At 73.1% G+C, this 26440-nt stretch carries 21 protein-coding genes; 11 read left to right on the top strand and 10 right to left on the bottom strand.

Annotation, left to right across the window (positions count from 1 at the left end; translation table 11 throughout):
- Positions 1-3: 3 nt before the first annotated feature.
- Positions 4-444 (bottom strand): hypothetical protein, encoded by a 441-nt coding sequence (locus ACWDRB_RS19970; RefSeq protein WP_355198021.1) that lies wholly within the window; start codon positions 442-444, stop codon positions 4-6.
- A gap of 118 nt (positions 445-562) precedes the next feature.
- On the opposite strand from ACWDRB_RS19970, the gene ACWDRB_RS19965 reads away from it, so the two are divergent.
- The gene (locus ACWDRB_RS19965; protein ID WP_449895726.1) at positions 563-2083 is read left to right on the top strand and encodes a serine/threonine-protein kinase; all 1521 of its coding nucleotides are present in this window, start codon (positions 563-565) and stop codon (positions 2081-2083) included.
- A 57-nt stretch (positions 2084-2140) separates the two neighbouring features.
- Complete coding sequence (locus ACWDRB_RS19960) at positions 2141-2623, top strand: hypothetical protein (protein WP_397373751.1); 483 nt, start codon at positions 2141-2143, stop codon at positions 2621-2623.
- A gap of 73 nt (positions 2624-2696) precedes the next feature.
- Here ACWDRB_RS19960 and ACWDRB_RS19955 read toward each other — a convergent pair whose 3' ends face one another.
- The 5 genes from ACWDRB_RS19955 to ACWDRB_RS19935 form a co-directional block, all read right to left on the bottom strand.
- On the bottom strand, positions 2697-3149 hold the full coding sequence (locus tag ACWDRB_RS19955) for a S26 family signal peptidase (protein ID WP_449895724.1): 453 nt from the start codon (positions 3147-3149) through the stop codon (positions 2697-2699).
- Positions 3146-4933 (bottom strand): ABC transporter ATP-binding protein, encoded by a 1788-nt coding sequence (locus tag ACWDRB_RS19950; RefSeq protein WP_449895722.1) that lies wholly within the window; start codon positions 4931-4933, stop codon positions 3146-3148. The genes ACWDRB_RS19955 and ACWDRB_RS19950 overlap by 4 nt, the downstream gene beginning before the upstream one ends.
- Positions 4930-5466 (bottom strand): TlpA family protein disulfide reductase, encoded by a 537-nt coding sequence (locus tag ACWDRB_RS19945; protein WP_397373754.1) that lies wholly within the window; start codon positions 5464-5466, stop codon positions 4930-4932. The genes ACWDRB_RS19950 and ACWDRB_RS19945 overlap by 4 nt, the downstream gene beginning before the upstream one ends.
- A 143-nt stretch (positions 5467-5609) precedes the next feature.
- Positions 5610-5810, bottom strand: a complete 201-nt coding sequence (locus ACWDRB_RS19940) for a hypothetical protein (RefSeq protein ID WP_350739375.1) — start codon at positions 5808-5810, stop codon at positions 5610-5612.
- Positions 5811-5941: 131 nt separating this feature from the next.
- Positions 5942-7309 carry a sensor histidine kinase gene (locus tag ACWDRB_RS19935; protein ID WP_355198007.1) on the bottom strand — a complete coding sequence of 456 codons (1368 nt, stop codon included), beginning with the start codon at positions 7307-7309 and terminating at the stop codon, positions 5942-5944.
- 313 nt (positions 7310-7622) lie between these two features.
- On the opposite strand from ACWDRB_RS19935, the gene ACWDRB_RS19930 reads away from it, so the two are divergent.
- Complete coding sequence (locus ACWDRB_RS19930) at positions 7623-8558, top strand: NADP-dependent oxidoreductase (protein WP_449895718.1); 936 nt, start codon at positions 7623-7625, stop codon at positions 8556-8558.
- A gap of 63 nt (positions 8559-8621) precedes the next feature.
- On the opposite strand, the gene ACWDRB_RS19925 is transcribed toward ACWDRB_RS19930, so the two are convergent.
- On the bottom strand, positions 8622-9989 hold the full coding sequence (locus ACWDRB_RS19925) for an MFS transporter (protein WP_449895716.1): 1368 nt from the start codon (positions 9987-9989) through the stop codon (positions 8622-8624).
- A gap of 82 nt (positions 9990-10071) precedes the next feature.
- On the opposite strand from ACWDRB_RS19925, the gene ACWDRB_RS19920 reads away from it, so the two are divergent.
- Positions 10072-10596, top strand: a complete 525-nt coding sequence (locus ACWDRB_RS19920; RefSeq protein ID WP_350739386.1) for a winged helix-turn-helix transcriptional regulator — start codon at positions 10072-10074, stop codon at positions 10594-10596.
- 6 nt (positions 10597-10602) lie between these two features.
- Here ACWDRB_RS19920 and ACWDRB_RS19915 read toward each other — a convergent pair whose 3' ends face one another.
- The 3 genes from ACWDRB_RS19915 to ACWDRB_RS19905 form a co-directional block, all read right to left on the bottom strand.
- The gene (locus ACWDRB_RS19915; RefSeq protein ID WP_449895714.1) at positions 10603-12894 is read right to left on the bottom strand and encodes a bifunctional polysaccharide deacetylase/glycosyltransferase family 2 protein; all 2292 of its coding nucleotides are present in this window, start codon (positions 12892-12894) and stop codon (positions 10603-10605) included.
- Positions 12891-13421, bottom strand: a complete 531-nt coding sequence (locus tag ACWDRB_RS19910; RefSeq protein ID WP_449895712.1) for a hypothetical protein — start codon at positions 13419-13421, stop codon at positions 12891-12893. The genes ACWDRB_RS19915 and ACWDRB_RS19910 overlap by 4 nt, the downstream gene beginning before the upstream one ends.
- 100 nt (positions 13422-13521) lie before the next feature.
- On the bottom strand, positions 13522-15000 hold the full coding sequence (locus ACWDRB_RS19905) for an FAD-dependent monooxygenase (RefSeq protein ID WP_449895710.1): 1479 nt from the start codon (positions 14998-15000) through the stop codon (positions 13522-13524).
- 74 nt (positions 15001-15074) lie between these two features.
- Between ACWDRB_RS19905 and ACWDRB_RS19900 the strand changes: the two genes are divergently transcribed.
- The 7 genes from ACWDRB_RS19900 (at position 15075) to ACWDRB_RS19870 (ending at position 26436) form a co-directional block, all read left to right on the top strand.
- Positions 15075-15692 (top strand): TetR/AcrR family transcriptional regulator, encoded by a 618-nt coding sequence (locus ACWDRB_RS19900; protein ID WP_449895708.1) that lies wholly within the window; start codon positions 15075-15077, stop codon positions 15690-15692.
- 302 nt (positions 15693-15994) lie between these two features.
- Positions 15995-18154 (top strand): vWA domain-containing protein, encoded by a 2160-nt coding sequence (locus ACWDRB_RS19895; protein ID WP_449895706.1) that lies wholly within the window; start codon positions 15995-15997, stop codon positions 18152-18154.
- 7 nt (positions 18155-18161) lie between these two features.
- Positions 18162-21272: a tubulin-like doman-containing protein gene (locus tag ACWDRB_RS19890; protein ID WP_449895704.1), complete on the top strand. Its 3111-nt coding sequence runs from the start codon at positions 18162-18164 to the stop codon at positions 21270-21272.
- A 2-nt stretch (positions 21273-21274) separates the two neighbouring features.
- Positions 21275-23110 (top strand): hypothetical protein, encoded by a 1836-nt coding sequence (locus tag ACWDRB_RS19885; RefSeq protein WP_449895702.1) that lies wholly within the window; start codon positions 21275-21277, stop codon positions 23108-23110.
- Positions 23100-24077 (top strand): hypothetical protein, encoded by a 978-nt coding sequence (locus tag ACWDRB_RS19880; protein WP_449895700.1) that lies wholly within the window; start codon positions 23100-23102, stop codon positions 24075-24077. The genes ACWDRB_RS19885 and ACWDRB_RS19880 overlap by 11 nt, the downstream gene beginning before the upstream one ends.
- The gene (locus ACWDRB_RS19875) at positions 24074-25078 is read left to right on the top strand and encodes a hypothetical protein (protein ID WP_449895698.1); all 1005 of its coding nucleotides are present in this window, start codon (positions 24074-24076) and stop codon (positions 25076-25078) included. The genes ACWDRB_RS19880 and ACWDRB_RS19875 overlap by 4 nt, the downstream gene beginning before the upstream one ends.
- Positions 25078-26436 (top strand): hypothetical protein, encoded by a 1359-nt coding sequence (locus tag ACWDRB_RS19870; protein ID WP_449895696.1) that lies wholly within the window; start codon positions 25078-25080, stop codon positions 26434-26436. The genes ACWDRB_RS19875 and ACWDRB_RS19870 overlap by 1 nt, the downstream gene beginning before the upstream one ends.
- The last annotated feature ends 4 nt before the right edge of the window (positions 26437-26440 follow it).

Below are 26440 nucleotides of genomic sequence, written 5' to 3'. Positions count from 1 at the left end.
AGGTCATACGGGCAACGGCTTGCCACCCGGGCGCCTGCACTCCCGCAGGCCGCCGTCGGACTCGTCGTTGCCGCCCCCGCGGAAGTAGACCTCGCTGACGTACCCCCACCTGTCGTTGTCGGCCATGGTGGCCGCCCACCAGTAGTTCCGGTACGAGCCCAGCGTGTAGCTCGCCCCGGCCTTCTCGCACAGGTACCAGTCGTCCCCCGCCGGATCGATGTAGCCGACGATCTTGCCCTTGGCCGGTGACTCGTAGACCGGGATGCTCCCGCTCGGCGACCAGTCGGGGCAGTTCTGGACCGTGTCGTTACCGTGCCGGAACGGCTTCCCGCACGGGCTGGCGTCGCCCGCGGCGGCCGTGGCGGTCCCCGCAGCCGGGCCGGCGACCCCCGCGATCGCCAACCCGAAGGCTGCGGCGAGCGCGGCCCGTCGGATACTCATCATGCTTTTCCTCCCGATGTCGGTATCCGCGTCGATCCTGCGGGCCGCGGGGCCGTTTCCGTAACCTGGTAGCTACCAGGGCGCGTGGACGGATCCACGATGATCGGCGATGATGAGCTGAATGACGGCTCCGTCCCAAGCAGGTCGCTACCGGATCGAGCAGCTCATCGGTGTCGGGGGGTTCGCCTCCGTCTATCTGGCCCATGACGACGAGTTGCGCTCGCCGGTGGCCGTCAAGATCCTCGCCGACAACTGGGCCCGCCAGCCCGACGTGCGCGGGCGCTTCCTCCAGGAGGCGCGGCTGCTGCGCAGGGCCGACTCCCACCTGCTCGTACAGGTCTTCGACGTGGGCGAGCTCGACGACGGCCGCCCGTACTTCGTGATGACCTACGCCGACCGCGGCACGCTGGAGGACCGCCTGTCCGGCGGGGCGCTCACCGTCGACGAGGCGCTCGGCCTGATGCGCGACATCTGCCAGGGCGTGTCCGTGTTGCACAGCATCGGGGTCGTCCACCGCGACCTGAAGCCGTCGAACGTGCTGTTCTGCTCGCGTCCCGAGGGCGGTGAGCGGGTGATGGTGGCCGATCTCGGCATCGCGCGGTCCACCGACCACCTGAGCGGGCTGACGCTGCCCGCGGGTTCGCCCGGCTACCAGGCTCCCGAGCAGCTCTACTTCGACGGCGCGCCGGACGCGCGCGCCGACGTCCACGGCCTGGGCGCGCTGACCTACCACATGCTCACCGGCAGGGTGCCCGCCAAGCCGGAGCAGCGGGTGCCGCCGAGCGCGCTGCGTCCCGAGGTGCCGGAGGCGGTCGACGCCGCCGTGATGCGCGCCCTGGATCCCGGTAGGGAGGCCCGCTGGCCCGACGCGGCCGCCTACGCCGCGGCCCTGTCGTCGTCCGCCGCCGTGCCGCCGTCGGGCTGGAAACCGCAGGTGCGACTGTCGGGCGGAGAAGCACAGGGGCGGCCGTCCGGCGGGAAAGCACAGGGGCTGTCATCGGGCGGGGAAGCGCATATGCGGCCGTCCGAAAAGGGCCGGCGCAGGGTGATCGCCGGGGGTGCGGCGGCCGTCGTGGCCGCGGCCGCCGTCACCGTCGTGGCCGTCAACCTCGCCCAGAGCCCGGACCAGCCCGGCGGCACCCGCGCGGCCGCGAGCACGCCGCCCGCGAGCGGCTCGACCAGCCGGTGGCTGCGGGACGGCTCCGACATCCCCGGCCAGTACCGCGAGCTGATCGTGCAGGCGGGCACGTACTGCCAGGAGCCCGGGCTCAGCCCGGCCCTGATCGCCGCGATGCTCAAGGCGGAGTCCGGCTACGACCCCGGCCTGTCCGATCCGGTGAAGGACGAGTACGGCATCTCCAGGTGGACCCCGTCGGTGCTGTGGTACTGGCAGCCGGGCGGCCTGCAGAGCCCGAAGCCCGCGCCGCCGTTCAGCCCGGAGCTGTCGATCCTGTCGATGGGACGGTTCCTGTGCACGCTGGGTCCCAGGGTCGCGGACCTGCCCGGCGACCCGGCGCTGAAGCTCGCCGCCCTCTACCGCAGCGGCGTCGACCCGCTGAAGCGGGCGGGCGGCATCCCCGAACGGTGGCGCGACTACACCGAGAAGGTCTCCCGCTACATGCGCGACTACCGGCCGGACTGAGGGCGCTCGACGCATGCTCAACGCGGGCTCAACATTCCTTGATCGACTCTTTCACCCGTGACCGACCATGCCGCCGCCATCCCGTCCATCGGATTACGTACGCCCGCCGAGTTCGTCGCGGGGCTGCGCAGCCTCAAGGCGTGGTCGGGGCTGACGTACCGGCAGCTCGAAGCCCGTGCGGCGGCTGCCGGGGACTTCCTGCCGTACAGCACGCTGGCCTCGGCGTTCGGCCGTAACCGGCTGCCCCGCCGGGAGCTGGTCGTGGCCTTCACCAGGGCCTGCGGCTGCCGTGCGGAGGAGACGGCGGCCTGGCTCGACGCGCACCGCCGCGTCGCCGCCCGGTCCGTACGCACCCCGGCCGCCTCACGGCCCGACGACCCGGTCTGGCCGCTGGGAGAGGAGCTGGCCGTCCTCGGCTACCGGCTCATCGTGGCGGCGGCGAGCCGGACCCCCGACCCGATCACCGAGGCTGCGGCCCGCCAGGTCATCGCCGAGCTCGCCGACCTGGCCCGCGCAGGCGGCGACCCGCGCGGGCAGTGACCTGCGCGGGCAGTGACCTGCGCAAAGGCGATTCGCACCGCAAAGCGACCCGCACACCAGGCGACCCGCGTGGCTAAGGTGCTCCGAGGCGGCGCACCACGACGCCCACCACCCGCTCTGGTGGGACATATCCGAAATCTCGGGAGTCGAAGGATTCGTCAACGTTGTCGCCCCGCACGGCCAGATGCCCCTCCGGCACGACCGGCCCCGCCCCGGGAACGGGAAAGTCCACGCGATCGCCGCCCGTGGCCACCGCCCGCTTGATCAGCAGACCCACGTCCACGACAAAGGAGCCGGGCGGCGGCGCGGCCTCCGCCACCGCCCCCTCCCCCGTACGGCCCGGCGCCTCGAAGACGACGGTCTGACCGCGCCGGACCTTCGCCGCGGCGGTCCGCCGTACCAGCACCTTCTCCCCGGGCAGGTAGGAGGGCCGCATGCTGTACCCCCGCACCGTCACCACCAGGTACCTCTTCCTGAGCGCCCAGAAGAGCACGGCCACGAGTGCCGCGACGACAATGAAGATCATGGGATGCGCTGCTCCTCCGCGTCGATGTATCCCGAGGCCTGCTTCGCCCACAAGCTCGCGTACAGACCTCCACGGGCGAGCAGCTCGTCGTGCCGCCCCAGCTCCCCCACCCGCCCCTCGACCAGCACCGCGATCAGGTCCGCGTCCCGGATCGAGCCGAGCCGGTGCGAGACGAGCACGCTGGTGCGGCCCGCCCTGATCTCCCGCAGCCGGCTGTGCACCTCGTACTCGGCCTCGGCGTCCAGCCCGGCGCTCGGCTCGTCCAGGATCATCAGGTCCCGGTCACCGCGCAGGAAGGCGCGGGCCAGGGCCACCCGCTGCCACTGCCCGCCCGACAGCAGCACGCCCGTCTCCTGCTCGCCGTCCTCGCTCTCGCCGAAGAACATGCGGGTCAGAGGCGTGTCGTAGCCGCGGGGCAGCCGCGCCAGGACGTCATGCACCCCGGCCCGCCGCGCCGCCTCCTCGACCGGGGCCGCCCGGCCCAGCACCGCCAGGTCGCCCACGGCGATGTTGTCGGCGGCGCTGAAGTCGTACGCCATGAAGTCCTGGAAGACCGCGCCGGTCCGGGCGCGCAGCTCCTCGACGGGGAGGTCGCGCAGGTCCACGCCGTCCCACAGGATCGCGCCCCGCTGCGGGTCGTAGAACCGGCACAGCAGCTTGACCAGCGTGCTCTTGCCGGCGCCGTTCCGGCCGACCAGCGCGACGGACCGGCCGTACGGGATGAACAGGCTGACCCCGCGCAGCACCCACGGATGCTCCTCGCTGTAGCGGAACCACACGTCACGCAGCTCGATGCCGCGCCGCAGCGGCGGCGGCCCGCCCGTCCCCGGTGAGGGCAGGTCGGGCTCGGCGCGCAGCACGGCGGCGTGGTGCCCGAACATCAGCAGCTGGTGGTGCGCCTGGCCGGTGGAGCCGACCAGGCCCTCGATCGCGCCCTGGATCCCGGCCACCGCGGCGATGAACATCGACACGTCGCCGACCGACATCCCGCTCCCGACGGCCCAGATCAGCCCTCCTCCGGCGGTGAGCGTGGACAGCGCCGCGAGCGCGCTCTGCACGGCCAGCTCCCGCCGGTCCAGGCCGCGTTTGGCGGCGTCCACCGACCGCCGCTCGGCGATCATCCGGCCGCGCAGGAAGCCGCCGAGGCCGAACAGGCGGATCTCCTTGGCGGCGTCCACGCTGCCGAGCAGGTGGCCGTAGAACAGCTCGCGGCGTTCGGCCGGGCCGATCTCCCACTGCACCCGCGCCCTCCCCCGCGCCAGGCGCAGCTCCGCGACGAGCGCGGGCAGCGCCGAGCCGATCACGACGGCGGTGAACGCGGGACTGATCACCAGGAGCGAGCCGACGAACCCGGCCAGCGTCACAGCCCCGCGCCCGAGGCCGAACAGCGCGTCCACCACGCGGCCCGGCGCGGCGGCGCTCTGCTCGGCCAGCCGCAGCCGGTCGAGCATGGCCGGGTCCTCGAACCTGGCCAGCCCCCGCCAGCGCTCGACCGCCGCGAACAGCCCGGCCCGCGCGCTCAGCCCGGCCCGCCGGTCCAGCTCGGCTCGCAGATACTGCCCCGCCTGCAGAGCGAGCGCCCCCGCCAGCCCGCTCGCGGCCAGGCCCGCCGCGAGCGGCAGGAGTACGCCGCCCGTGACGAGGCCGTCCAGGATCAGCTTGGTCAGCCACGCCATGACCACGGGCACGGCCGAGGCGAGCAGCACGCTCGCCAGGGAGGCGAGGAGGGTGCCGGAGGCGGCCCGCCACACCAGCGCCAGGGCCTGTCCGGCGGTCGACCTCACCCGATCGCCACGACCGGCGACCGCATGATGTCGGGCCCGGTCGCGATCACGTACCCCTCGGCGTCCACGACGCAGTACCCGGGGAAGGCGTTGGCCTCGAACGCCCGGCTGACCGGCCCGCCCATCTCCTCCACCACCACCAGCGACACGGGCGCCAGCCGCTCGACCATCTCGGTCGCGCGCTCCGCGTCACCGGCGACGACGGCGAGGACCTGCCCCGGCGTCTCCCGCGCCGCCTCCACGAAGCCCGGCAGCGCCTCCTTGCACGGCCCGCACTCCGTCGAGAAGAACGCCACCACGGTGTTGCCGGTCAGCGTGCCGCCGGACACGATCCGCCCGTCGGCCGTCACCGCCTCGAACTCACCGATCCGCGAGCCGACCGGCAGCATGTCCTGGCCGAGGTAGCGGCGCTGCAGCAGGTCCTCGAGGTGAACGGTGTGCTGCTTGAGCCGTCTGATCACCCCGAACGTCAGCAGCAGATCCAGCAGGCAGAGCGCTGCCACCAGGACCACGGCGACGACGAGCACGGTCATGCTGTTCCCCTTCGTTGTGGGTGGGCGAGAAGAGCTCCACGAGCTCGTCGAGACGGGAGACGATCACGGCGAGCCGGCGAGCCCGGGGCTCACCCGGCCGTCACCGCGTGCCGGGCACGGGTGACGGCCGTCGCCCTCGTCGGTCAGCAGTCGCCTCGGGAGTAGCAGTTGCAGCCGGTGCTGCCGATCCTCGGGCAGCACGTGATGTACATGACGCGCGCCCCCGTGGTGCAGCAGCGGGTCTGGCAGTCGGAGCCGCACCCGGGGCAGGCCGCCGCGGCCTCGGCGCGCGGGACCAGGCGCTGGAGCAGGTTGTCGGCGAGTCTTGCGATCGTCGCGGTCATCGGGGTGATTCCTTCCCTGTGCTCTGCACGGATGGCTGGAGGTACGGGAACCTGGATGACCTTCACCTTGGCCCGGGCGGCCGGGCCCAACAAGGAATACGCCGTGTTCCGAAAAGTTCCGAACAGCGATGTCAGGAGCGCTCGGGCACCGGGAAGACGGCCACGAAGCGGGCGCCGGGTGAGTGGTCGGCGAGGCTGAGGGTGCCGTCGTGGGCCGCGGCGATGTCGCGGCACAGAGCCAGGCCGAGGCCGCTGCCGCCCTTGTCCTTGGCCCTGGCGGGGGCCAGGCGGGTGAAGCGTTCGAAGACCCGCTCCCGGTCCTGCGGCGGGATGCCGTCGCCGTCGTCGGTCACCGTGACGGTCACCTTGTCGCCGTCCACGGCCACCTCCAGGTCGATCCGGGTGGCGGCGTGGCGGGTGGCGTTGTCGAGCAGGTTGGTCAGCAGGCGGTCGAGCTGCAGGGGCGAGCCGTAGACCGGCGCCGAGACGCACAGGTCGGCGACGATCGGCACCCGGCCGCCCGCGCGGCGGTTGACCTGCTCCTCGGCCACGCGGACCAGGTCCACCACGCGGCGCTCGCCGACCGCGCCGGCGTCCAGCCGGGCCAGCATCAGCAGCTCGTCGATGATGCCGGTCAGGCGGTCGGCGGCGGCCAGCGCCTGCTCGCCGGTGGCCCTCCAGTCCGTCTCGTCGGGATAGGCGCTGGCCACCTCCAGCTGGGCTCGCAGGGCCGAGATGGGGCTGCGGAGCTCGTGGGAGGCGTCGGCGACGAAGCGGCGCTGGGTCTCGACCGTGCGTTCGAGGCGGTCGAGGGTGTGATTGGTGGTGGTGGCCAGGTCGGTGATCTCGTCGCCGGTGTCGGGCACGGGCACGCGCCTGCTGAGGTCCTGGCCGGTGATCTCGGCCATCTCGGCCCGTACGCGTTCGACCGGGCGCAGGGCGGCCCCGACCACGGCCCACGCGATGCCGGCCACGCTCAGCAGGATGAGCGGGATGCCGAGGAACATCAGGACTTCCACCCACTTGATGGCCTTGTCCACGTCGGTCAGCGAGGCCGCCCCGTACACCGTGGTGACGCCGATCGGCGAGCTCACCTTCAGGGCCATGACCAGGTAGTGGGCCTCGGGCTCGGTGAGATGGGGGGACAGCGTGAGCTCGGTCATGTAGATCTTTTCGGGCTGGTCCGCCCGGAACCTCATCAGGGTCGGGATGTTGCTCACGCCGGGACTGGTCGCGATCACGTTGCCACGGGCCGAGACCACCTGCAGGAGCTGGACCCGCGACGGGGTCTGCAGCACCGTGTGGAACTCTCCCGACTCCAGCTCGCCGGCCACCCGGCGGACGGCCAGCTCGAGTCTGGTCTGCACGGCCCCGCGCAGATTGGCGGGCGCGGTGGCGAGCGTGATGGCGGCCGTGATGGTGAAGACGACCGCCGCCGCCAGTGTCGCGACCGTGGTCAGCCGCGCCCGGATCGAGCGTGGAAACAGCCGTTTCACCATCTCATTCCGGCCTCCCCGTATCACCACGGGTGACGCTCACCCGTGTATCCCCTTCCCAACATGATGGCTGATCTGCGGATATACGGGTACCGGGTCGCCAGCGAATACTCTCCGTGTTCAGCGGTGACGGGCCATCGCGCGCCGCGTCCGGGATAGACCATGATCAGCAGGTGCTGGAGGGTGCCGGTTCGGCGGTAGAAGCCATCCGAGCCGCGCTCGTCCGCGTGCGGTACGCACCTCGAAGTGCGTACTTCCCGATGGAGAGCAGCTCTCCGTAGGTTTGTCGCAGCGAAACTTGATGAGGGAGTTATCGATGCGAGCAGTCGTCATTCACGCTTTCGGCGGGCCCGAGGTGCTGGAGATCGCGGACGTGCCGGTGCCCGCGGTCCGGGAGCGGCAGGTCCGCGTCCGGGTCGAGGCGGCGACGGTCAATCCCGTCGACCTGGCCACCCGGTCCGGGGCTCTCAGCGAGGCGGGCCTGCTGCCGGCCCGGGACGTGATCGGCATCGGCTGGGACGTGGCCGGAATCGTGGACGCGGTGGGCCCCGGCGTGACCGGTGTCGTGCCGGGCGAGCGGGTGATCGGCCTGTCGGACCGCCTCGACGTGCCGCTCGGCGCCCAGGCCGAGTACGTCGTCCTCGACGCGGACGCGGTCACCCGCGCGCCGTCGGGCCGTTCGCCGGTGGAGGCCGCGACGTTGCCGCTCAACGGGCTCACCGCGGTGCAGGCGCTCGACCGGCTGGAGCCGGCCGCCGGGCGGACGCTGCTGGTCACCGGCGCGGCCGGGGCCGTGGGCGGGTTCGCCGTGCAGCTGGCCGCCGCGCGCGGGCTGCGGGTGGTCGCGGTGGCCGGCGCCGAGGACGAGCCGCTGGTGCGCGGGCTCGGCGCCGAGTGGTTCGTGCCGCGTACGGCGCGGCTGGGCGAGGCCGTACGCGCTCTCGTGCCGGGCGGCGTGGACGGGGCGCTGGACGCCGCGGTGACCGGGGCGGCGGCCCTGGACGCCGTCCGCTCGGGCGGCCTCTTCGCCGCGCTGGTCGCGGGCGGGGCGCCGCTGCCGTTGCGTGGCACCCAGGTGTTCGACCACTGGATCCGCGCCGACGGCGCCCGCCTCGCGGACCTGGTCGCGCTGGTCGAGGCCGGCTCCCTCACCCTCCGCGTGGCCGAGGCCCTGCCCCTGGACCAGGTCGCCACCGCCCACCGCCGCCTGGCCAAGGGCGGCCTGCGCGGCCGCCTGGTCCTCGTCCCCTGAGCCCGCCACGGTCCGACGGCGCGACCTCCCCTGAGCCCGCCACGGTCCGACGGCGCGACGCGCTCATGTGCGGGAGCGGCCGAGGGTGAGGGTGAGGGCGGCGGCGAGGGCGGCGATGGCGGCGTAGGCGACCGTGGTGACGTCGGTGCCGTGCTGCCAGCCGAGCGCGCCGATCGTGGTGGCCATGGCAGCCACGCCCAGGGAGGAGCCGACGTACCGGGCGGTGTTGTTGGCGCCCGACCCCATGCTCGCCCGGGCGAGCGGCACGCTCTCGATGGCCAGATGGGTCAGCGAGGCGTTGATGAGCCCGCTGCCGACGCCGCCCACCACCAGGCCGGCGACGACCCGCGTCCAGGGGGCGGCGTCCGCGACCCCGAGCGTGAGCACGGCTCCGGCGGCGGACAGGAGCAGGCCGAGCGCGAGGCGGACGCCCGAGTGGACGCGCAGGTGCCGGGCCAGCAGGGAGGCCAGGAACGACATGCCCGACCACAGCGAGAACAGCACGGCGCTGGTGAGCGGGGTGAGCGAACGGGTCACCTGGAGCACGGTCGGCAGGTAGCTCATCATCCCGATGACGGCGATCCCGGTGACGAACGCGCCCGAGGTGGCCACCAGGAAGAGCGGGCGGCGCAGCAGGCCGAGCTCGATGAGGGGCTCGCGGCGGCGGTTCTCGATCAGCGCGAACGCGGCCAGCAGCACGACCGCGGCGGCGAACGACGCGTACACGACGGGCCGGTTCCAGCCCAGCCGGCCCTCGGTGACCCCGGCGAGCAGCGCGGCGGTGCCGAGCGCCAGGGTGATCGCGCCGGGCAGGTCGTGCGGGCGGCGGCGGTCGCTGCGCGACTCCGGCAGCACCCGGCCGGCCGCCACGGCCAGGACCGCGCCGGCGACGGCGATCAGGACGTGCACGCCGCGCCAGCTCCAGGCGGCGGCGATCGAGCCGGACAGCAGCGGCCCCAGGGCGATGCCCAACCCCAGCATCGCGCCGTAGCGCCCGGTCACCCGGACGCGGTCCGGGCCACCCGGGTAGGCGTGGCCGAGCATGCCCAGGCTGCCCGCCAGCATGGCCGCGCTCGCCCCGCCCTGCACCAGCCTGGCCACGACGAACATCGCGGTGTTCACGGAGAGCGCCGCCAGCAGGGCTCCGGCGGCCAGCGCCCAGGTGCCGGCGACGTAGGCGCGCCTGCGCCCGTGGTCGTCGGCGAGCCCGCCCGCGACCAGCAGGAGCGCGGACAGGCCGAGCGAGATCGAGTTCAGCATCCAGGCGGGACCGGTGGGGCCCGAGCCGAGGTCGGCGGCGGCCTGGGACAGCGTGACCATCGGCACCGTGTAGTTGACCAATGCGAGCAGCGCGGCGGCGCAGGCCGCCACGGCCACCGTGCCCGCCGCGTGCGGGGTCGTCGTGGCGGGAGCCGATCGGGTGAGTGTCACGGCGTCTCCTTGGTTCATTCATTGAACTGTGGAGGCACACGCTAACACGCCAAGGTTCAATGAATGAATTACCCTGGGGGTCATGGCGCTCGGCAAGAACTACGACGGCCAGGACTGCTCGCTCGCCCGCTCCCTGGAGCTGGTCGGTGAGCGCTGGACGATGCTCGTCGTCCGCGACGCCCTGTACGGCGTGCGCCGCTACGGCGACTTCCTGGCCCACCTGGACATCCCGCGAGCCGTGCTGTCCCAGCGCCTGACCACGCTGGTGGACGCCGGGGTCCTGCGCCGCCACCGCTACCAGGAGTCGCCGCCGCGCGAGGAGTACGTCCTGACCGAGATGGGGCAGGAGCTCTGGCCGGCCGCCCTCGCCCTGAGCAGCTGGGGCGAACGCCACCTGTCGGGCAAGCCGCGGCGGATCTTCTGCCACGTGCCCTGCGACACCAGGATCGACGGATACGGCATGTGCCCGGCCTGCGGCGTCCGTCCCGAGCTCACCGAGATCGAGGTACGCCCCGGCCCCGACGCCGACCTCCTCCGGGACGACCCCGTCAGCCGCGCCCTACGGCGTCCGCACCGCATGCTCGAACCCCTGCCGCACACCGCCTGACGCGTCTCACCTCGCGTCCGCGAACCGCTCGGCGCCGTCGATTCCGTGCGGGGCCGGCGCCGCGGGCCCGGGGTCGCTGAACGTGCCCTCCCGCCGTACGGTGTGCCAGCGCAGCCGCACGCCCAGCAGGGCCGTCGCCAGGGACTGGATGACCACGAGGTACATGAGCTGGCGGTAGACGAACTGCTGGAGCGGCAGCACCCAGAGCGCGGAGGCGCGTTCTCCGTCCAGGCGGAGCGCGTACCAGCCCGTCAGCGCCTGCACCACCACGAAACCGGCCCATACCGCGACGACCGGGAGCGGATCGCCCAGGACCGTGTTGTAGATCGCCATGAGGTCGACGACGGGGGCCAGCAGGGGCAGCAGCACCTGGAACAGCGTCAGGTAGCCGAGGCAGCGGCGGCCGAACGGGCCTGGTTCGAGGACGGCGCGCCGATGCTTCCACATCGCCTGCACGGTGCCGTAGCACCAGCGGTAGCGCTGCTTCCACAGCTGGCCGAGCGAGGTCGGGGCCTCGGTCCAGGCCAGGGCCTTCTCCTCGTAGACCACGCGCCATCCGGCCCGGCACATTGCCATGGTGAGGTCGGTGTCTTCGGCCAGCGTCTCCGCGCTCACCCCGCCCAGGGCCACGAGCGCCGAACGCCGGAACGCCCCGATCGCGCCGGGCACGGTGGCCATGCAGTCGAGCAGCTCGAAGGCGCGCCGATCGAGGTTGAAGCCGATGACGTACTCGATGTGCTGCCAGCGCCCGATCATGCCGCGCCGGTTGCCGACCTTGGTGTTGCCGCTCACCGCGCCGACCGCGGGGTCGGCGAGCTGGCGGACCAGGTGGCCGATCGTGGCGGGTTCGAAGACGGTGTCGCCGTCCACCATGACGAGCAGCTCATGGGCGGCCTGGGCGATGCCGGTGTTGAGCGCGGCCGGCTTGCCGCCGTTGGGCCGGCGGATCACCCGTACGCCGGGCAGCCCCAGCGCCTGCGCCAGCTCGGCGGTGCCGTCGGTCGAGCCGTCGTCGACCACGAGGATCTCGAGCGGGCCCTGGTACGTGGTCTCGACCAGCGACCGCACCGTCGCCTGGATCCCGGCCGCCTCGTTGTAGGCGGGCACGATCACGGTCACCGGCGGGGGCGCGGACCACACGGGCGCGCGGCCCTTGCGCCGCCTGCCGCCCCTGTTGCGGGCCGCGTGCACCCAGGCGAGCACGGCGAAGAAGCCGAGCCGCCCCACCGTGAGCGCTCCCGCGGCCAGCAGCACCCATGCCAGCACGCCGGCGAACGTCTCCGAAGCCCGCTGGGCCAGGTTGAGCGCGGAGCCGGCGAACCGTTCCGCGCCGCCGGCCGGCTGGTGCGCCGAGGGCATGCCGAGCGCCTTGGTCACCGTGACGGCGCGGTAGCCCTTGCCGGTCAGCTCCCGCAGGACGGCCCCGACGGCCTCGACGGTCTGCCGCCGGTCGCCACCCGAATCGTGCATCATGACGACGGCGCCCCGGCCTCTGGCCGGCAGCGAGGACGCCACGATGTTCGCCGTCCCGGGGCGGCTCCAGTCCTTGGTGTCGAGGTCCGTCAGCGTGACGAGGTAGCCCTCGGCCGCCAGGGCCTTCATGCCGGCCCACTGCGGCCCGGAGATCGCCGCGGGGGTCGAGGAGTACGGCGGGCGGGCCAGCGTCGTGTGCAGCCCGGTCGCCCCGGCCAGCGCCCGCTGCGTCAGCGACAGCTCCAGCTTGAGCCGCCAGGCGGGCAGCGCCGCGAGGTCGGCGTGCGAGTAGGTGTGGTTGCCCAGCTCGTGCCCCTCGGCGACGATGCGCCGCGCCAGGTCGGGGTATTGCGCCACCTTGGAGCCGACGGTGAAGAAGGTGGCCTTGGCGCCGTATTTCTTCAGCATGTCGAGCACCTGCGGGGTCCACGCCGGATCGGGGCCGTCGTCGAACGTCAGCGCGATGGTCCTGGCCGGCAGGCGGGCGCTGGCGGGCCCGTTCGCCGTGATGTTGAGGACGGGGCCGCCGCGCCGGGCCTTCTCCAGCTCCGGAGTCGGGGAGTCCGTGGAGGGCGGGGGCGCCTGCGTCTCGCCGCCGACGTTGGTCACGTACCCGTTGAGCACCAGCGCGGCGGCGGCCAGCAGCATGCAGACGGCGAGCGGGAACCAGTGGCCCTTGGGGTCGGCCGGGGGTCTCGCGGTCGGCACGGGCGGCGCGGTCGGGTCGTGCGGCCGTTCGTCGCCTTGCCGGGCGGTGTGGTCCTGCCAGGCGGGGAGCGGCGCGGCCGGCCAGACCAGCTTGTCGTGCCAGGGTGGGCCGTTCACTTCTTCGGGCCCTTCGTCCGGTTCGGATCGAGTCCCGGCGGCGTCTTGGTCTGGCCAGGCGCCTCGTTGTCCGCGGGGCCGGTGGTGGGATCGGACGCGGGATCCGTGGTGGGGTCGCTGCTCGGCGCCGGATCCGTGCTGGGCCGTGGCGTGGGCCGCGCCTGCTGCGACGAGGTCTGCCCGGACGTCGCCGACGGCCGGACCTGGCCGGTGGCTCTGGGGGTCGGCCGGCGCGACGGCGGGCGTGTCGTCTCCGGGCGGGTCGCGGAGGGGGTCGGCCGCTCGGACCGCTTCGGCGAAGGCGTCGGCGTGCGGTCCGGCGAAGCCGTGCCGTCCGCCGCTCCTGAGCGGTCGCCCGGCCAGCCGTTCACCGAGAGCGTGGTGCTGGAGAACATTCCTGCGAGCACGACGGCGAGCAGCGCGAGAGCCAGGACGCTCGCGACGATCGAGCCGATCATGATCAGCCTTCGACGCCGTCCACTCTGGTTGACGAAGACGGCTGTCGTGTTCTGTTGCTCAGGAGGCACGCAGAAATCGTAGTGACAGTGAGCAAACTAGAGAAACTAGGGCATTCTTGACATCAACCCCAAAAGCACCAGACACGCTCAGTCAAGGCCGCGGTGGCGGTCAGGGCCTCAGCCACGTGCCGAGGGCGGCCGTCAGCGTGACCGTGTCGGCGGGACCGGGGCCGGACGCCCACGCGACCGCTCCGTCCGGCCGGACGAGCGCCGCCGCCAGATCGTCGCGATCCTTCACGGTCGCCTCGACCACGTCCAGCGCCCCGCGCCACGGCCCCGCCACCCGCTCGACCTCCGGCTGCGACGGCGCGTGGACGAGCAGCGCCCGCCCGCCCCCGCACAGCTCCGAGATCGTGCGGGTCTCCCCCGGAGTCGTCACCAGCCGCAGATCCGGGCAGGAGCGGCCGGTCAGCGGGTGCGTGGCCGGGTACGGGAACGCGTACCGGGTGCCGAGCCCGTTCAGCATCCGGCCGAAGTAGCGGTTGACGTCCGGGAGGTCGAGCAGGTCCGACACGATGTCGCGCATGGCCGCCACGTGCTCTCCCGGCAACGACAGCGCGGACTGGGCGCGCGTGTTGTGCAGGACGGCGGCGCCGACGGGGTGGCGTTCCGCCGTGTAGGTGTCGAGCAGCCCCTCGGGGGCGCGCCCGGCGACGGTGGCGGCGAGCTTCCAGCCCAGGTTGACGGCGTCCATGAGGCCGAGGTTGAGCCCCTGGCCGCCGCTCGGCGAATGGACGTGGGCGGCGTCGCCGGCCAGCAGGACCCGGCCGATCCGGTACGTGGCCGCCTGGCGCGCGCCGTCGGTGAACCGCAGCGGGCCGCGCACCCGCGCGATCTCGACGTCCACTCCCGTCACCCTGAGCAGGCTCCGGCGCATCTCCCCGGCGGTCAGCGGCAGCCCGCGATCCTCGGGGAACCCGTCGAACTCGATCGTGGCCACCATCCCGGGCGCCCGCATCAGCCTGCCCGTGGAGGTCCAGCCCGACGCGGGGAGGCGGTCGAGACCGGGGGCGTCGGTCAGGACCCGCCGTACGACGCTCGTGGGCTCGGTGCCGGGGAAGTCGAACCCGGCCCGCTTGCGCACCGTCGAGCGTCCCCCGTCGCAGCCGACCAGGTACGGCGCGGAGAACCGCCGCTCCCCGGCCGGGGTGGCGACGGTGACGGTGACGCCGGAGTCGTCCTGGGCCAGGGAGACGACCTCGCACTCACGCATCACGACGCCCTCGTCTCCAACGAGCGAAGCGAGGACCCGTTCGAGGTCCCGTTGCCAGATCGGCGCGCCGACCCGGTCCGGCTCCTCCTGCAGCGCGGGGTCGATCTTGAAGATCTGGGCGAAGTGCCCCTTCTCGCTGCCGTGGTCGCGCGCCTTGTCGGCGAGCCCCTGCTCCCGGTACGCGTCCAGGGCCCCGCCCAGCCCCCGGCGGCGCAGCGCCTCGGCGGCCAGCGGGCCGATCCCCCGCGCCTTGGGCTCGGCGCTCGGCTCGGCGAGCCGTTCCAGCACCAGCGGCCTGGCTCCGGCGAGCCGTAACTCGGCGGCGAGCAGCAGCCCCACGGGCCCGGCCCCGACCACGATGACGTCGGCGTCCATCGTCGCTCCCTAAACTAGACTAGACCGTCTCGTCTCGTAGACTAGCCCTCATCCGGAGAAAGTGGGTACAGACCATGGCCGAGCACGGCCCGCGACGCTCCCCGGCCAAGCGCCGGGCCATCCTCGACGCCGCGATCAAGGTGTTCACCGACCAGGGGTACGCCCGGGCGAGCGTGGACGCCATCGCCGCGGTGGCGGGGGTGGGCAAGCAGACGGTGTACGGCCATTTCGGGGACAAGGAGCAACTGTTCCTGGCCGCGATCCAGGAGGCCAGGTCGGCGGTGAGCGCAGGCGACGCGGACGGCACGGCGGACATCGTCCTGAGCGGGGATCCGCGCGAGGGGCTCACCGCGCTCGGCGGGCGGATCCTCGACATCGCGCTCTCACCCCGCGTGTCCGCGCTGCACCGGCTGACCATCGCGGAGGTGGCGCACCATCCGGAGCTCCAGCGCACCTGGCGAGGCAGCTCGGCGTCGGCTGACCGCGCGGTGGTGGACTACCTGCGCGACTGCGACGCCGACGGCCGGCTGCGGGTCCCGGACCCGGCCAGGGCGGCGCGCCAGTTCTCGTACCTGGTGATCACCGAGGGACGGGTCGAGACGGCGTACGGGATGCTGCCGCTGCGGCCCGAACGGCGGCACGCCATCGCCGCCGACGCCGCCGACCTCATCATCCGCGCCCACCGCCCCTGACAGGAAATGCCCCTTATGTCGGTTTTGTGAGTCAAGTGACTAATGTGGCTAATGTGACCAGCGGATTCACACATCGCTCATCTGCCGCCTGACCCGCCATTTCTCCCCTTAGGATTGCCATATGTCTGCGTCGAGGCTAAATTTCGGACCCCATTAATCAGACTTCCATTGCGTCCATAACTGCGGCAGAAACTTCTGGTGGCCTCTCTCCGTTCTGCGGATAGGTAAAACGGCAACTGTGAGGAAATGTGCGCGTCACTTCATCCCTCAGGTCCCTTCTCGCCCTGGCCATGACCGCTGCCGTGGCGCTCTTACCTACGGCCGCGAGCGCTTCGCAGCCCTCCGACGTCAAACCCGTCCGCGTGGTCGTCCTGGTCGACGAGTCGGGCAGCCTGTCCGGCCAGGACGTCGCCCGTGAACGGGCCGCCTCCCAGCTCATCGCCCTCAGCGAGCTCTCGCCCCAGTCGCAGGTGGCCGTGGTCGGCTTCGGCAGCTCCAACGGCCCGGGCCAGGCGGCCGTGGACATCGCCTGCCCGCTGACCGGAGTGGAGACGGCCCAGGACCGCGAGTCGCTGAGCCGGTGCGTGGAGAAGCTGCGCCGCCGCAACAGCGGCGAGGGCGGCGACACCGACCACGCCGCCGCCCTGGAGCAGGCGCTCGACATCATGAACGCGCCCGACGACCAGCAGCGGGCGAAGATCGTCTTCTTGCTGACCGACGGCGTCCTCGACGTCAGGAACAGCCCGCAGTACGGCGCCGACGCCCAGGCGCGCAACCGCAACGCCCGGGCGCAGATCGACCGGAGCCTGCGGGACGCCGAGAAGGCGCGCGTGCAGATCTGGCCGCTGGGCTTCGGCTCGGCCGACAAGACGAGCCTCGACGCCTTCGCCGCGGGCGGCTGGCGGCAGCCCTGCGGCGACCAGGAGACGGCCACGCCCCGCGCGAGGGTGGTCGCGACCTCGGCGGACGTGGAGCGATCGCTGCTGGAGGCGTTCGCCTACGCCCGGTGCGCGGGCATCGAGCAGTCGGTCACCGACTCCCTCGAGCCGAACGCCACCGTCGACCTCCAGGTCAACATCCCGATCATCGCGACCGACGGCTCGATCGTCGTGGTCAAGCGCGACCGGCGCATCCGGGTGACCTACTTCGACCCCGACGGCAACCAGGTGCCCAAACAGGGCGAGCAGAACGACTCGACCTTCCAGGTCGCCGGCGAGGCCGGCCCGGTCGAGTCGCTGCGCATCCGCAACCCGCTGCCCGGCAAGTGGCGGGTCCAGCTGACCTCGCCGCCGGGCGTCAGCCGCCAGGACGTCAGCGCGACCGTCGTCTGGCAGGGCGCGCTGCGCGCCTCGATTTCCCTGAGCAACCCCCGGCCGCGTCCGGGCGAGCAGGTGGCCGTCCGGCTGCGCCTGCAGACCAGGACCGGCACGATCACCGACCCGGCGGCGCTGGAGGGCCTGCGCTTCACCGCCCGGATGTCCGGCGACGGCTTCCAGGAGCTCCCCGTCGACCTGCGCGACACGGGCGACGGCCCCGACCGCGCCCAGAGCGACGGCGAATACTCCGGCCAGGTCACCATCCCGGCCACGGCCACCGGCGCCCTGTCCTTTCTGGGCAAGGTCACCGGCCCGGGCGTGGCCGGCGACGAGCGCCCCTACGCGACGCGCGTCGCCGGGCCCGCCGACCGGCTCCGCGCCCAGGTGCAGCTCGACGCGGCCACCGTCGAGCCGGGCGGGGAGGTCGCCGGCACCGTACGCGTGACCAACGACGCCGAGCCCGCCCAGCTCGCCCTGCGGCTCGTCGACGTCCCGGGCACGGTGAGCCTGTCCGTCCAGCGGCTCCAGGCGCCGGCGGGCGCCTCCGAGCACGCCCTCAAGCTGCGCATCGGCGCGGAGGCGCCCAAGGGCCAGGTCGGCGGCTCGGTCCAGGTCGTCGACGCGGCCGGGCAGGTGGTGGCCGAGGAGTTCGTCGACGTCGACGTGCAGCCGCCCACGCCGCTGTGGCAGCGGCTGCTCCAGGCCCTCCTGGTCCTCCTGCTGATCCTGGCGGTGGCCCTGCCGCTGCTGCTCCTCAGGAGGCGCGCGCGGATGCGGGCGGCCGATCCGAGCGAGCTGACCTTCTACCTCTTCGACCGGCCGGGCGAGCCGTACGTCAGCAAGATGCAGGCGCCTCTCGGCGAGGGACCCGAGTTCACCTTCGAGATCTCCGCCGGCCGCCTGGTGCGCACGTTCGGCACCGGCTACACGGCCCGCCGGGGCGGCGGCCAGACCGTCCTGGTCCGCGACCCGTCCGGGCAGGAGCTGGAGCCGCTGCGCCCGGGACGCCCGATCCCGCTGACCGGCGGCAAGTTCCTCGGCGTCGACGACGACCGGGGCAAGGGCGCGGAACAACCCGTGTACGGCTCACGGGAGCCGTCCCAGAGCAGGACCCACAGACCTATGCCAGGCGACGACCTGATTTGAGGGGCGCATGAGGATCTTCGATCCGATGATGTTCGTGGGGCTCGGCGGCACCGGCTGCCGGGTCGGAGTGGAACTGGAACGGCGGCTGCGGGACGAGCTGTGCGGTCCGGACGGCATGGACCTGATCAGAAACTTCAGCTGGCAGAACTACCAACCCTACGAATTGCCCTCCTGCCTGCAGTTCGTCTACGTGGACCTCAACGAGGCCGAGCTGACCCGCACCCGGCGCCGGGTGGTGCCGACCGAGCGGGAGTTCCCGGCGGCCGCCCGGACCGCCCACCTGATCCACGACGTGGTGCCGAAGTTCGACTCCTACCCGGAGGTGGCCCGCAGCCTGCGGGCGACGTTGAGCGACCACGTCAAGGACTGGCTGCCGCCGCGTGAGCAAGAGCCGCTGGTCGCCCCGCTGATGCGCGGCGCCGGGCAGTTGCCCACCGTGGCCAGGGCGGCGCTGTTCGAGCGGATGCGGCACGGCCCCGGGCCGGTGGTGCAGGGCGTCGACGACGCCATCGGCGCGATCAGCAACTCGGGCGGCGAACTCGCCGGGCTGGGCGGCCGGCTCAGACGCACCTGCGACGTCTTCGTGGCCTACTCGGTGGCGGGCGGCACCGGCAGCGGCATCTTCTACGACTATCTGCACCTGATCGGCGACGCCTTCGCCCGCAACCAGATCAGGGCGCGGATCTACCCGCTGGTCGTCATGCCGTCGGCCTTCGCCGAGGGCAAGGGCGGCGGCCGCCGGGCCCGCCTGAACGCCGGCGCCGGCCTGCTGGACCTGTTCCGGCTGGTCGACGACCAGAACGCGCCGCACGCCGGCACGCAGATCGACGAGCAGGGCATCGCCGGCGAGCTCGGCGTGCGCTACCCGGGCAGGGGCGAGGTGCGGCTGGCCACCGGCACCGTGCAGACGGCGTTCCTGTTCACCATGCCGCCCGGCGTCGAGCGGGACGACCTGCACCGCTCGATCGCCTCCCTGATCGTCTCGCTGGCCGGCACCCAGCCGCACGCCACGGGCGACGGCGGCGGCATGGAGGACCGCGGCGAGTCCTCCTTCGCCGACGACTTCATCAACCGGGCCGTGGAACGCGAGGTGGCGGCGGCCTCCGGCATCGGCAACCGGGGCGTCTCGACGGCCTTCGTCTCCTCCATGACCGTCCCCGTGGAGGAGCTGGCCGACCTCGTCAGCTCCCGGCTGCTGGCCCGCGCGGTGACGCAGCTCGAAGCCGTGCCGCCGGGCGCCGCCGAGAGCAACATCGACGAGATCCGGCGCATGTTCACCACCACCAACCTCGAGCCGCTCAACACCCGCGAGCCGCTGCCGCTGCCGGACGTGCGCCCCGCCACCGGCGCGGCGGAGATCCAGAAGTCGCTGGCCAACCGGATGCGGGCGATGGAGGACAACCTGGCCTCACTCGAACGGCAGCTCAACCGCGTCGTGCCGACCCTGGCCCAGGAGCTGGACGTGCGCCGCGGCGCGCTCGAAGCGCTCGGCCAGGTCGACCCGTTCCGGCTGCGGCGGGTGGTGGTCGGCCTGCCCGGCGACGTGCACGAGGCCGACCGGCTGGGCTTCGCCGGGCTCCTGGACCACCGCAGGGCGCAGCCGCGCAAGCCGTACGACAACATGACCGAGGCCCCGCCGCAGCCCCGGCCGATGCGCGACCGGCTGCTGCGCAAGGTGCAGTGGACCGACCCCGAGGTCCAGGCCTCGATCGCCGACCAGGACACCTGGTACCTGTGGCGCAGCCAGGGGCTCTGGCACCGGGCGTGGGCCGACCAGATGCCCCGCTGGGAGCCGCGCCGCAAGCAGCTCATCCGCGAGGTGCGCGAGTTCACGCAGGTCTTCGTCGAGCACGCCGAGGCCGACGCCGAGCGCTTCGCGCGCCGGGCCGGCGAGCTCTACGAGACCCGCGTGGGCGTCTACCACCTGCTGCCGCCCGCGGGCGCGGAGTCCTTCTACGACGCGGTCGTCCGCCGTTTCGTCGACGTCTTCGTCTCCCGGCAGCTGCTGCGCCCCACCGACGGGGAGGCCGCCGTGGCCAACGCGCTGATCGGCCCGGACGGCTGGCGGCACGCCTACGACCTGGCCTGGCGCACGGGCAAGCCGGCCGACGCGCTCACCTGGGTGCGCGACCGGATCAAGCTGGAGGTGAAGAAGCTCTTCAAGGACCAGGACGAGGCCGCCGCGCTGGGCGAGCAACCGCTGCTGCCCTCCCTGGCCGACATCCTCGCCCAGGCCGCCTCGGGCGGCGGCGACGACCCGCACGTGCGGCAGTTCCAGCTCAAGCTGGCCGACCTGGTGCCGGGCGGCTTCACCCCCGACGGCACCGGCGACCTGAAGGTGCTGGTCTCCTATCCGGCGCCGGCCAAGGACCCGGCCCTCGAACGGTTCCTCAAGGACCGGATCGATCTGCCGGGCGTGCCCGACTACCGCAACATCGACGCCGACTCGGTGACCGTGGTGCAACTGCGTACCTCGATGAGCGTCACCCAGGTCCGCGAGCTGCGCGAGGTGCTGCACAGCTGGGCCGACGCGCTGCGCGACGAACGGCCGCAGGACCACCTGAAGTGGCGCCAGCGGCTCGGCTACGACTTCGGCTACCTGGCCACGACCGAGGAGCACCGGGTCCGGATCCTGCACCGGCTGCTCTGCCTGCTGTGGAACGGCCGGGTCAGCGTGGTGGAGGGCGAGCTGAGCTCGCCGGCGCGGATCCGGATCGACGTCGAGGGCGGCTCGATGACGCTCCCGCTGACCGGGTACGGCAAGGCCTCCTCCTGGCCGAGCATGCTGCGGGCCTACGAGCAATGGGTGATCGGCGGCGACGAGGAGTTCCGCAGCCTGGTCAGCGAGCAGCTCATGAACGCCACCCCGAAGGGCCTGGCGGGCGCCCCCACCGTGCCGGACCCGCTCTACCACCTCGTCACCGGCATGTCCGCCGACCAGCTCGGCCTGCTGGAGATCATGGTGCCCAAGCTGCCGTCGGGCGCGCGCAACCGGGCCGACCAGCTGATCGCCTTCTGGGCGCACACCCTGCCCGCCGCCCTGGACCTGCCGTTCGAGCGGGTCGCCGAGGCGGTCGCCTACAACCTGCGCGACCTGGACGCGCTCCTCGGGGAGTGAGCATGGTCGTCGTGCTCGACCTGCGCAAGGGTGAGCTGGAGCGGCTCGGCGCCCAGGTCCTGGTGGTGGCCGACACCGAACGCCTGGCCGGCGCCCAGCGGGTGCTCCAGGACGTCTTCAGCTCGCGCCTGGTCAGGTCGGTGCTCGTCCTGGCGGTGGGACCCGACCTGCGCCTGCCCCCCGTCCTGGACGGGGAGAGCCGCAGGGTGCTCTGGGTGAGCGACCCCTGCGGCATCCTGTGGAACGCCGACACCGGCGAGGCGGCCCACGGGCCCGGGGTGAGCGCGGAGGCCATCCTGATCGACCTGCTCACCCAGCCGGAGGTCTTCGACGAGGTGGTCAACAGCCTGGGCGACATCCCGTACGGCACCGCCTCGCCCGGCTGGCGCATCGTGGCCGGCCGGATCGACCCCGAGGTGCTCGGCCAGGCCTTCCGCGAGGTGGCCGAACGCTTCGACGGGCCCGTCCAGCAGGACACGGCCACCTTCAGCTCGCCGCTGGCCACCGCGCTGCCCGTGCTCAGCGGCACCGTCGACCTGCCCTCCGACCTCCTCGACGCGCTCGTCCCGGAGGGCCCGCTGGATGGGCTCCACCGGAGCGCCGCCGAGCGGATCGACCAGGCGGTCCGCGCCCTGGACGAGCTCGGCTACGTCCACAACGCCCGCGCCCGGGCCGCGGTCGTCGACAAGGTGATCGCCGCGGGGCGGGCGCTCGCCGAGTTCCGCGACACCCTCGCGCGGCTCTTCGAGGAGATCGACCACACCGACGACAACGCCGCCGAGCGGCTGGCCGCGCACGGGATCAGGTTCGCCGTCCCCGCCGACATGGGCCACGCCCAGATCGTCGGCGAGCTGCGCGCCGACCTGGAGGCGGCCCTGGCCGAGCGCAAGAGCATGCAGCGGATGGTCTCGCGCTACCGCCTGCTGGCCGACCACAGCGCGCCCATCGGCAGCCGCGCCTTCGTCGGCGACCTCTGGCGGGCCTGCCCGGACGAGCTGCTCAACGCGCTGCACGCGCCCGCCGAGTTCCCCGCCACGTTCCTGCCCCGCTTCGTCTTCTGGCGGCGCTCGCGGGCGTGGTGGCGCGAGCAGCTCTCGCTCGGACCGGCCAGGACCGCCCTCGACGACCTGCGCTCGATGCTCGAACGGGTCGCGGCCAGCGAGTGGATGCTCGGCCAGGCCCGCATGCACACCTCCGACGCGTCCCGCACGCTGGCGGCGGCGCTGAACGAGATCTGCGCGCAGGTGTCCTGGACGCTGACCGACTGGAGCAAGGCCGAGACCGGCCAGGCCGCCGCGAGCCCGGCGCTCGACGAGGAGGTCACCGTACGATTGCGCGACCGCGGCGGCCAGCTGCGCGAGGTCATCACCGGCGACCTCGTCGACGCGGTCACGAGCTGGCTGGAGCCCGCCTGGACCTCCCTCGAACAGGGCGCCTACCGGGACGCGCAGGTGGGGCTGGAACGCCGGGTCGACGAGACGCTGCGGCAGTACCGCTACCACCTGACCCACCGGGGCGTCCAGGAACGCCCCGACTTCGGCACCGGCGACACAGGCCGCCAGGAGCTCGTCGACGCGGTCTGGCGGCAGTCCCAGCAGGTCGTGCGCGCGCTGCGGGCCCAGGCGAACGGCCAGATGCTGCAACTGTGCGGCGACCGTGACCTGGCGATGCTGCTGCGGCAGGCGTACGCGGTGCGCTTCGCGCCCAGGGCCGTGCGGGGGCAGGGCAACCCGCCCGACGTCGTGTGGACCCGGTCAGGACAGTACGCCGGCACCCTGCGCCTGGTGCCGCTGCGCCCCGGGACGGTCGAGGAGAACTGGAGCGAGGATGGAACCTGAGCCACTGACCTTCTTCACTCCCGACGGCGACCTCGTGACCTGGGAGGTGGAGGCGGAGCCGGACCACGACCCCTTCGAGCGCCGGCTGACCCTCGTCGTCCCGGGCACCAAGATCGTGCAGCGGCGGGTGCCCCGCGCGGAGGGGCGCGACCGCGACCACCTCTACGAGCTGCTGGAGAACGAGGCCCGGATGGGCGCCAGGCTGCTCACCCGGCTGCGGCGGGCCTACCCCGTCGAGCTGCCCCGGCTGATGGGCTACAGCCTGGACGAGGAGGAGCCGTTCGTGCTGCTCTCCGACCACCGGGGCGAGCCGGTCACCCGCTTCGCCGGCTCGCTCCTGATCGCCGAGCAGCGGGCCCTGCAGGCGAGCCTCTTCCGCGCCGTACGCATCCTGTCGGCCTGCGACATCGTCCACCGGCGCATCGACCCGGGCACCGTGCGCTGGGACGGCACCGCCGTACAGCTCACCAACCTCAGCCACGCCACGCTGGCCGGCAGCCGCCGGCTGCGGCTGGGTGAGGCCCCCTACGCCGCCCCGGATCAGCGCGCGGGCACCGGCCGCGCATCCACCGCCGACGACCTCTGGAGCGCCGGAATGGTGATCTACCGCACGGTCACCGCCCGCGAGGTCGCCGACCGCCCCGACCTCACCGCCGCCCCGGCGCTGCAGCCGATCCACGACGTCTTCTCCGGTCAGCCGCCGTCGGCGCTGGAAGTGCTCGACCGGCTGCGGGAGCCGGACCCCATGCGGTCCATCCCCGCCGAACCGGACCTCCGGCTCGAGGAGGGCCGCGTCGCCTTCGACCGGGCCCACGAAGCCAAACGTGAGCAGGAGACGGAACAACCTCCGCCCGTCACCCGGATCGAGCAGGTGCAGCAGGAGCAGCCGCAGAAGTGGTGGGCCCGCTGGCTTCCGCTGGCCGTGCTGGCCGCCCTCGTCGTGGTCGTCTGGATGGTGATCCGGTGATCCTCTGCCCGATCTGCCTGCACGAGTTCGACTGGAGCGAGGACGAGCTCTACGAACGCACCCCGGCGGGCCACTACCAGCCGCTCTCCCTGGAGAACACGACCGGGGCCCGCCGCGAGGACCTGCTGCGCGCCGCCCACGTCCGCTGCCCGGCGCCGGTGGCGGACCCGAGCCTCGAACACCACCTGCCCTACACCTACGTACGGCACGGCCGCCCGCTGGTGATCGGGCTGGTCGGCGGGCCGGAGACGGGCAAGACCCACCTGCTGGCCTCGATGATCGGCGCCATCGAGCAGGGCGGCCTGCGGCCGTACGGGCTGACCGCGGACGCGGTGGACATCGAGCGGCACGCCGAGTACGTCAACACGTACGTGCATCCGCTGATGGTGGAGCGGACCGCGCTCTCGCGCACCACCCACCGGGCCACCGCCGAGCCGGCCGACGCGCTGCTCGTCAACGACGGCCGGCACACCACCGCGGTGGCGTTCTTCGACATCGCCGGCGAGCTGCTGCGCAGCTCCACCCACGAGGCGACCAGGTTCGTGCCGGCCGTCGGCGGGCTGCTCTTCGTGATCGACGCCGCCACCAGGTCGGCCAGGATGGGCGACGAGTCCTTCCGCGCCGTGCTCGACCGGCTGCCCAAGAGCGGCGGGCGGCTGGACATCCCCGCCGTCATCGCGGTCACCAAGAGCGACTCGGTGCGCTTCGAGGCACCGGTGGACACCTGGCTGTACGACGAGCCCGACCGGCTGGACCAGGTGGACGTCCTGCGGGAGAGCCGCGACGTCTACGCCTTCCTGCACGGGCGCGGCGCGCAGGCGTGGCTCAGCCCCTACGACAAATGCCGCAAGTGCACCCTGCATTTCGTCTCGGCGACGGGCCGCGCCCCGACCGACGGGCGCTTCCCCAGGGGCGTGCGGCCGCGACGCGTCCTGGCGCCCCTGATCTCGCTCCTCGCGATGACCGGTGTCCTGCGCGGCTATCCGGAGGTGGGGATCTGATGGGGCGTTACTCCAGCGTCGACTGGATCCTGTTCGAGTGGGACGAGCGCCGCACCGGCCTCGGCCCCGTGCGCTCCTCCCTGGAGGACACCCGGGGCTGGTACCACCAGCTCGGCCCCTGGCTCGACCCCGGTCCCGCGCCCGGGGTCAGCGTCTGCCGGCTCACGGTGGACGGTCGCGTCGTGGTGCTCTCGCGCACGCGCACCGGCGGCTCGGACAGCAGGCGGACCATCCGGGTCCAGGCGTACCTGGGCGGCTCGGCCGCCAACGCCTCGGCGATGCCGAACGTCCGCCAGGCGCTCGCGCTCGCCCCCGGCTGGAGCTCGTTGCTGCCCGCCGACCCGGAGCCGCTCGACCTGGCCGTGCTGCTGCGCCCCTATGCCGACGCGAGCGCGGCACTCGACCGGCGGGCCCGCGCCGAGGCGGCGACGCTCGCGCCGATCGTCTCGGAAGCGCTGCGCGGGCACCGGGAGTCGCTGTCGGTGGTGGCCCAGGGGGAGGCCGTCGTGCAGCTGTGGGGGCTGGTGGACATCCTGGACCTGGTGCTGGGGCGCTATCCGGAGACGTTCTCCACCTACGAGAGCGACGACCTCAAGCAGGGGGCCGAGGTCATCTTCCTGCAGCAGTGGCCGGGGCCGTCGTCGCGGGCCTCGCACCGGCGGCGCGTGGATCTGCGGGCGCCCGACCAGAGCGACCTGCACGGCGAGATCGCGGCCATGGTCGTCGACGCGTACGCGGGCCGGCGGCTGCCGGAGCTGGTCAAGCGGCTACGGATCAACGACGGGATGACGCTGGAGGAGCGGGTCGAGCTGCTCGGGGCCGCGCTGCGCGAGCCGCCGAAGCCCGTACCGGACGAGCCCTGGACGCCTCCTCCGCCGGAGCCTCCCAAGCCTTCAGAGCCTCCAGAACCGGCGCCCGCGGTGACGTCGGGCCCGCGGAGGCGGGTGCCCGCGGAACGGCCCCGCCCCACGCCCGCGCCGGAGCCCCGCGCACCGGTCACACCGCAGGCCCGCCCCGACCCGCAGCCCGTCGCGGTGCGCGACGCCTTCGACTACTTCCTGACGGAACTGGCGGAGGCGACCACCGAAGGCGCGGCCCGGGGCATCCTGAGGGACGTCCACGCCTGGGCGCGGACGCGCCCGCCGGCCGACGTACGCTCCCGGCTGCACGCACTGGTGCCCGAGCTGGAGCGGCTGCTGCCCGACGACGAGGTCAACCCGATCTTGCGCGACCTGCTGGACCCCGACGCCCCCGCCGAGGCCGTCAGGTCCGCCTGGCTCGATCCCCGCTGGCTCGTCCTGGCCGCGGTGCTGCTGGTCGTGCTCGTCCTCCAGGTCGTGACGACGATCCTGCGCTGACCAC

The organism is Nonomuraea sp. NPDC003707, assembly GCF_053587055.1.
This window is presented reverse-complemented; position numbering and strand designations above follow the sequence as displayed.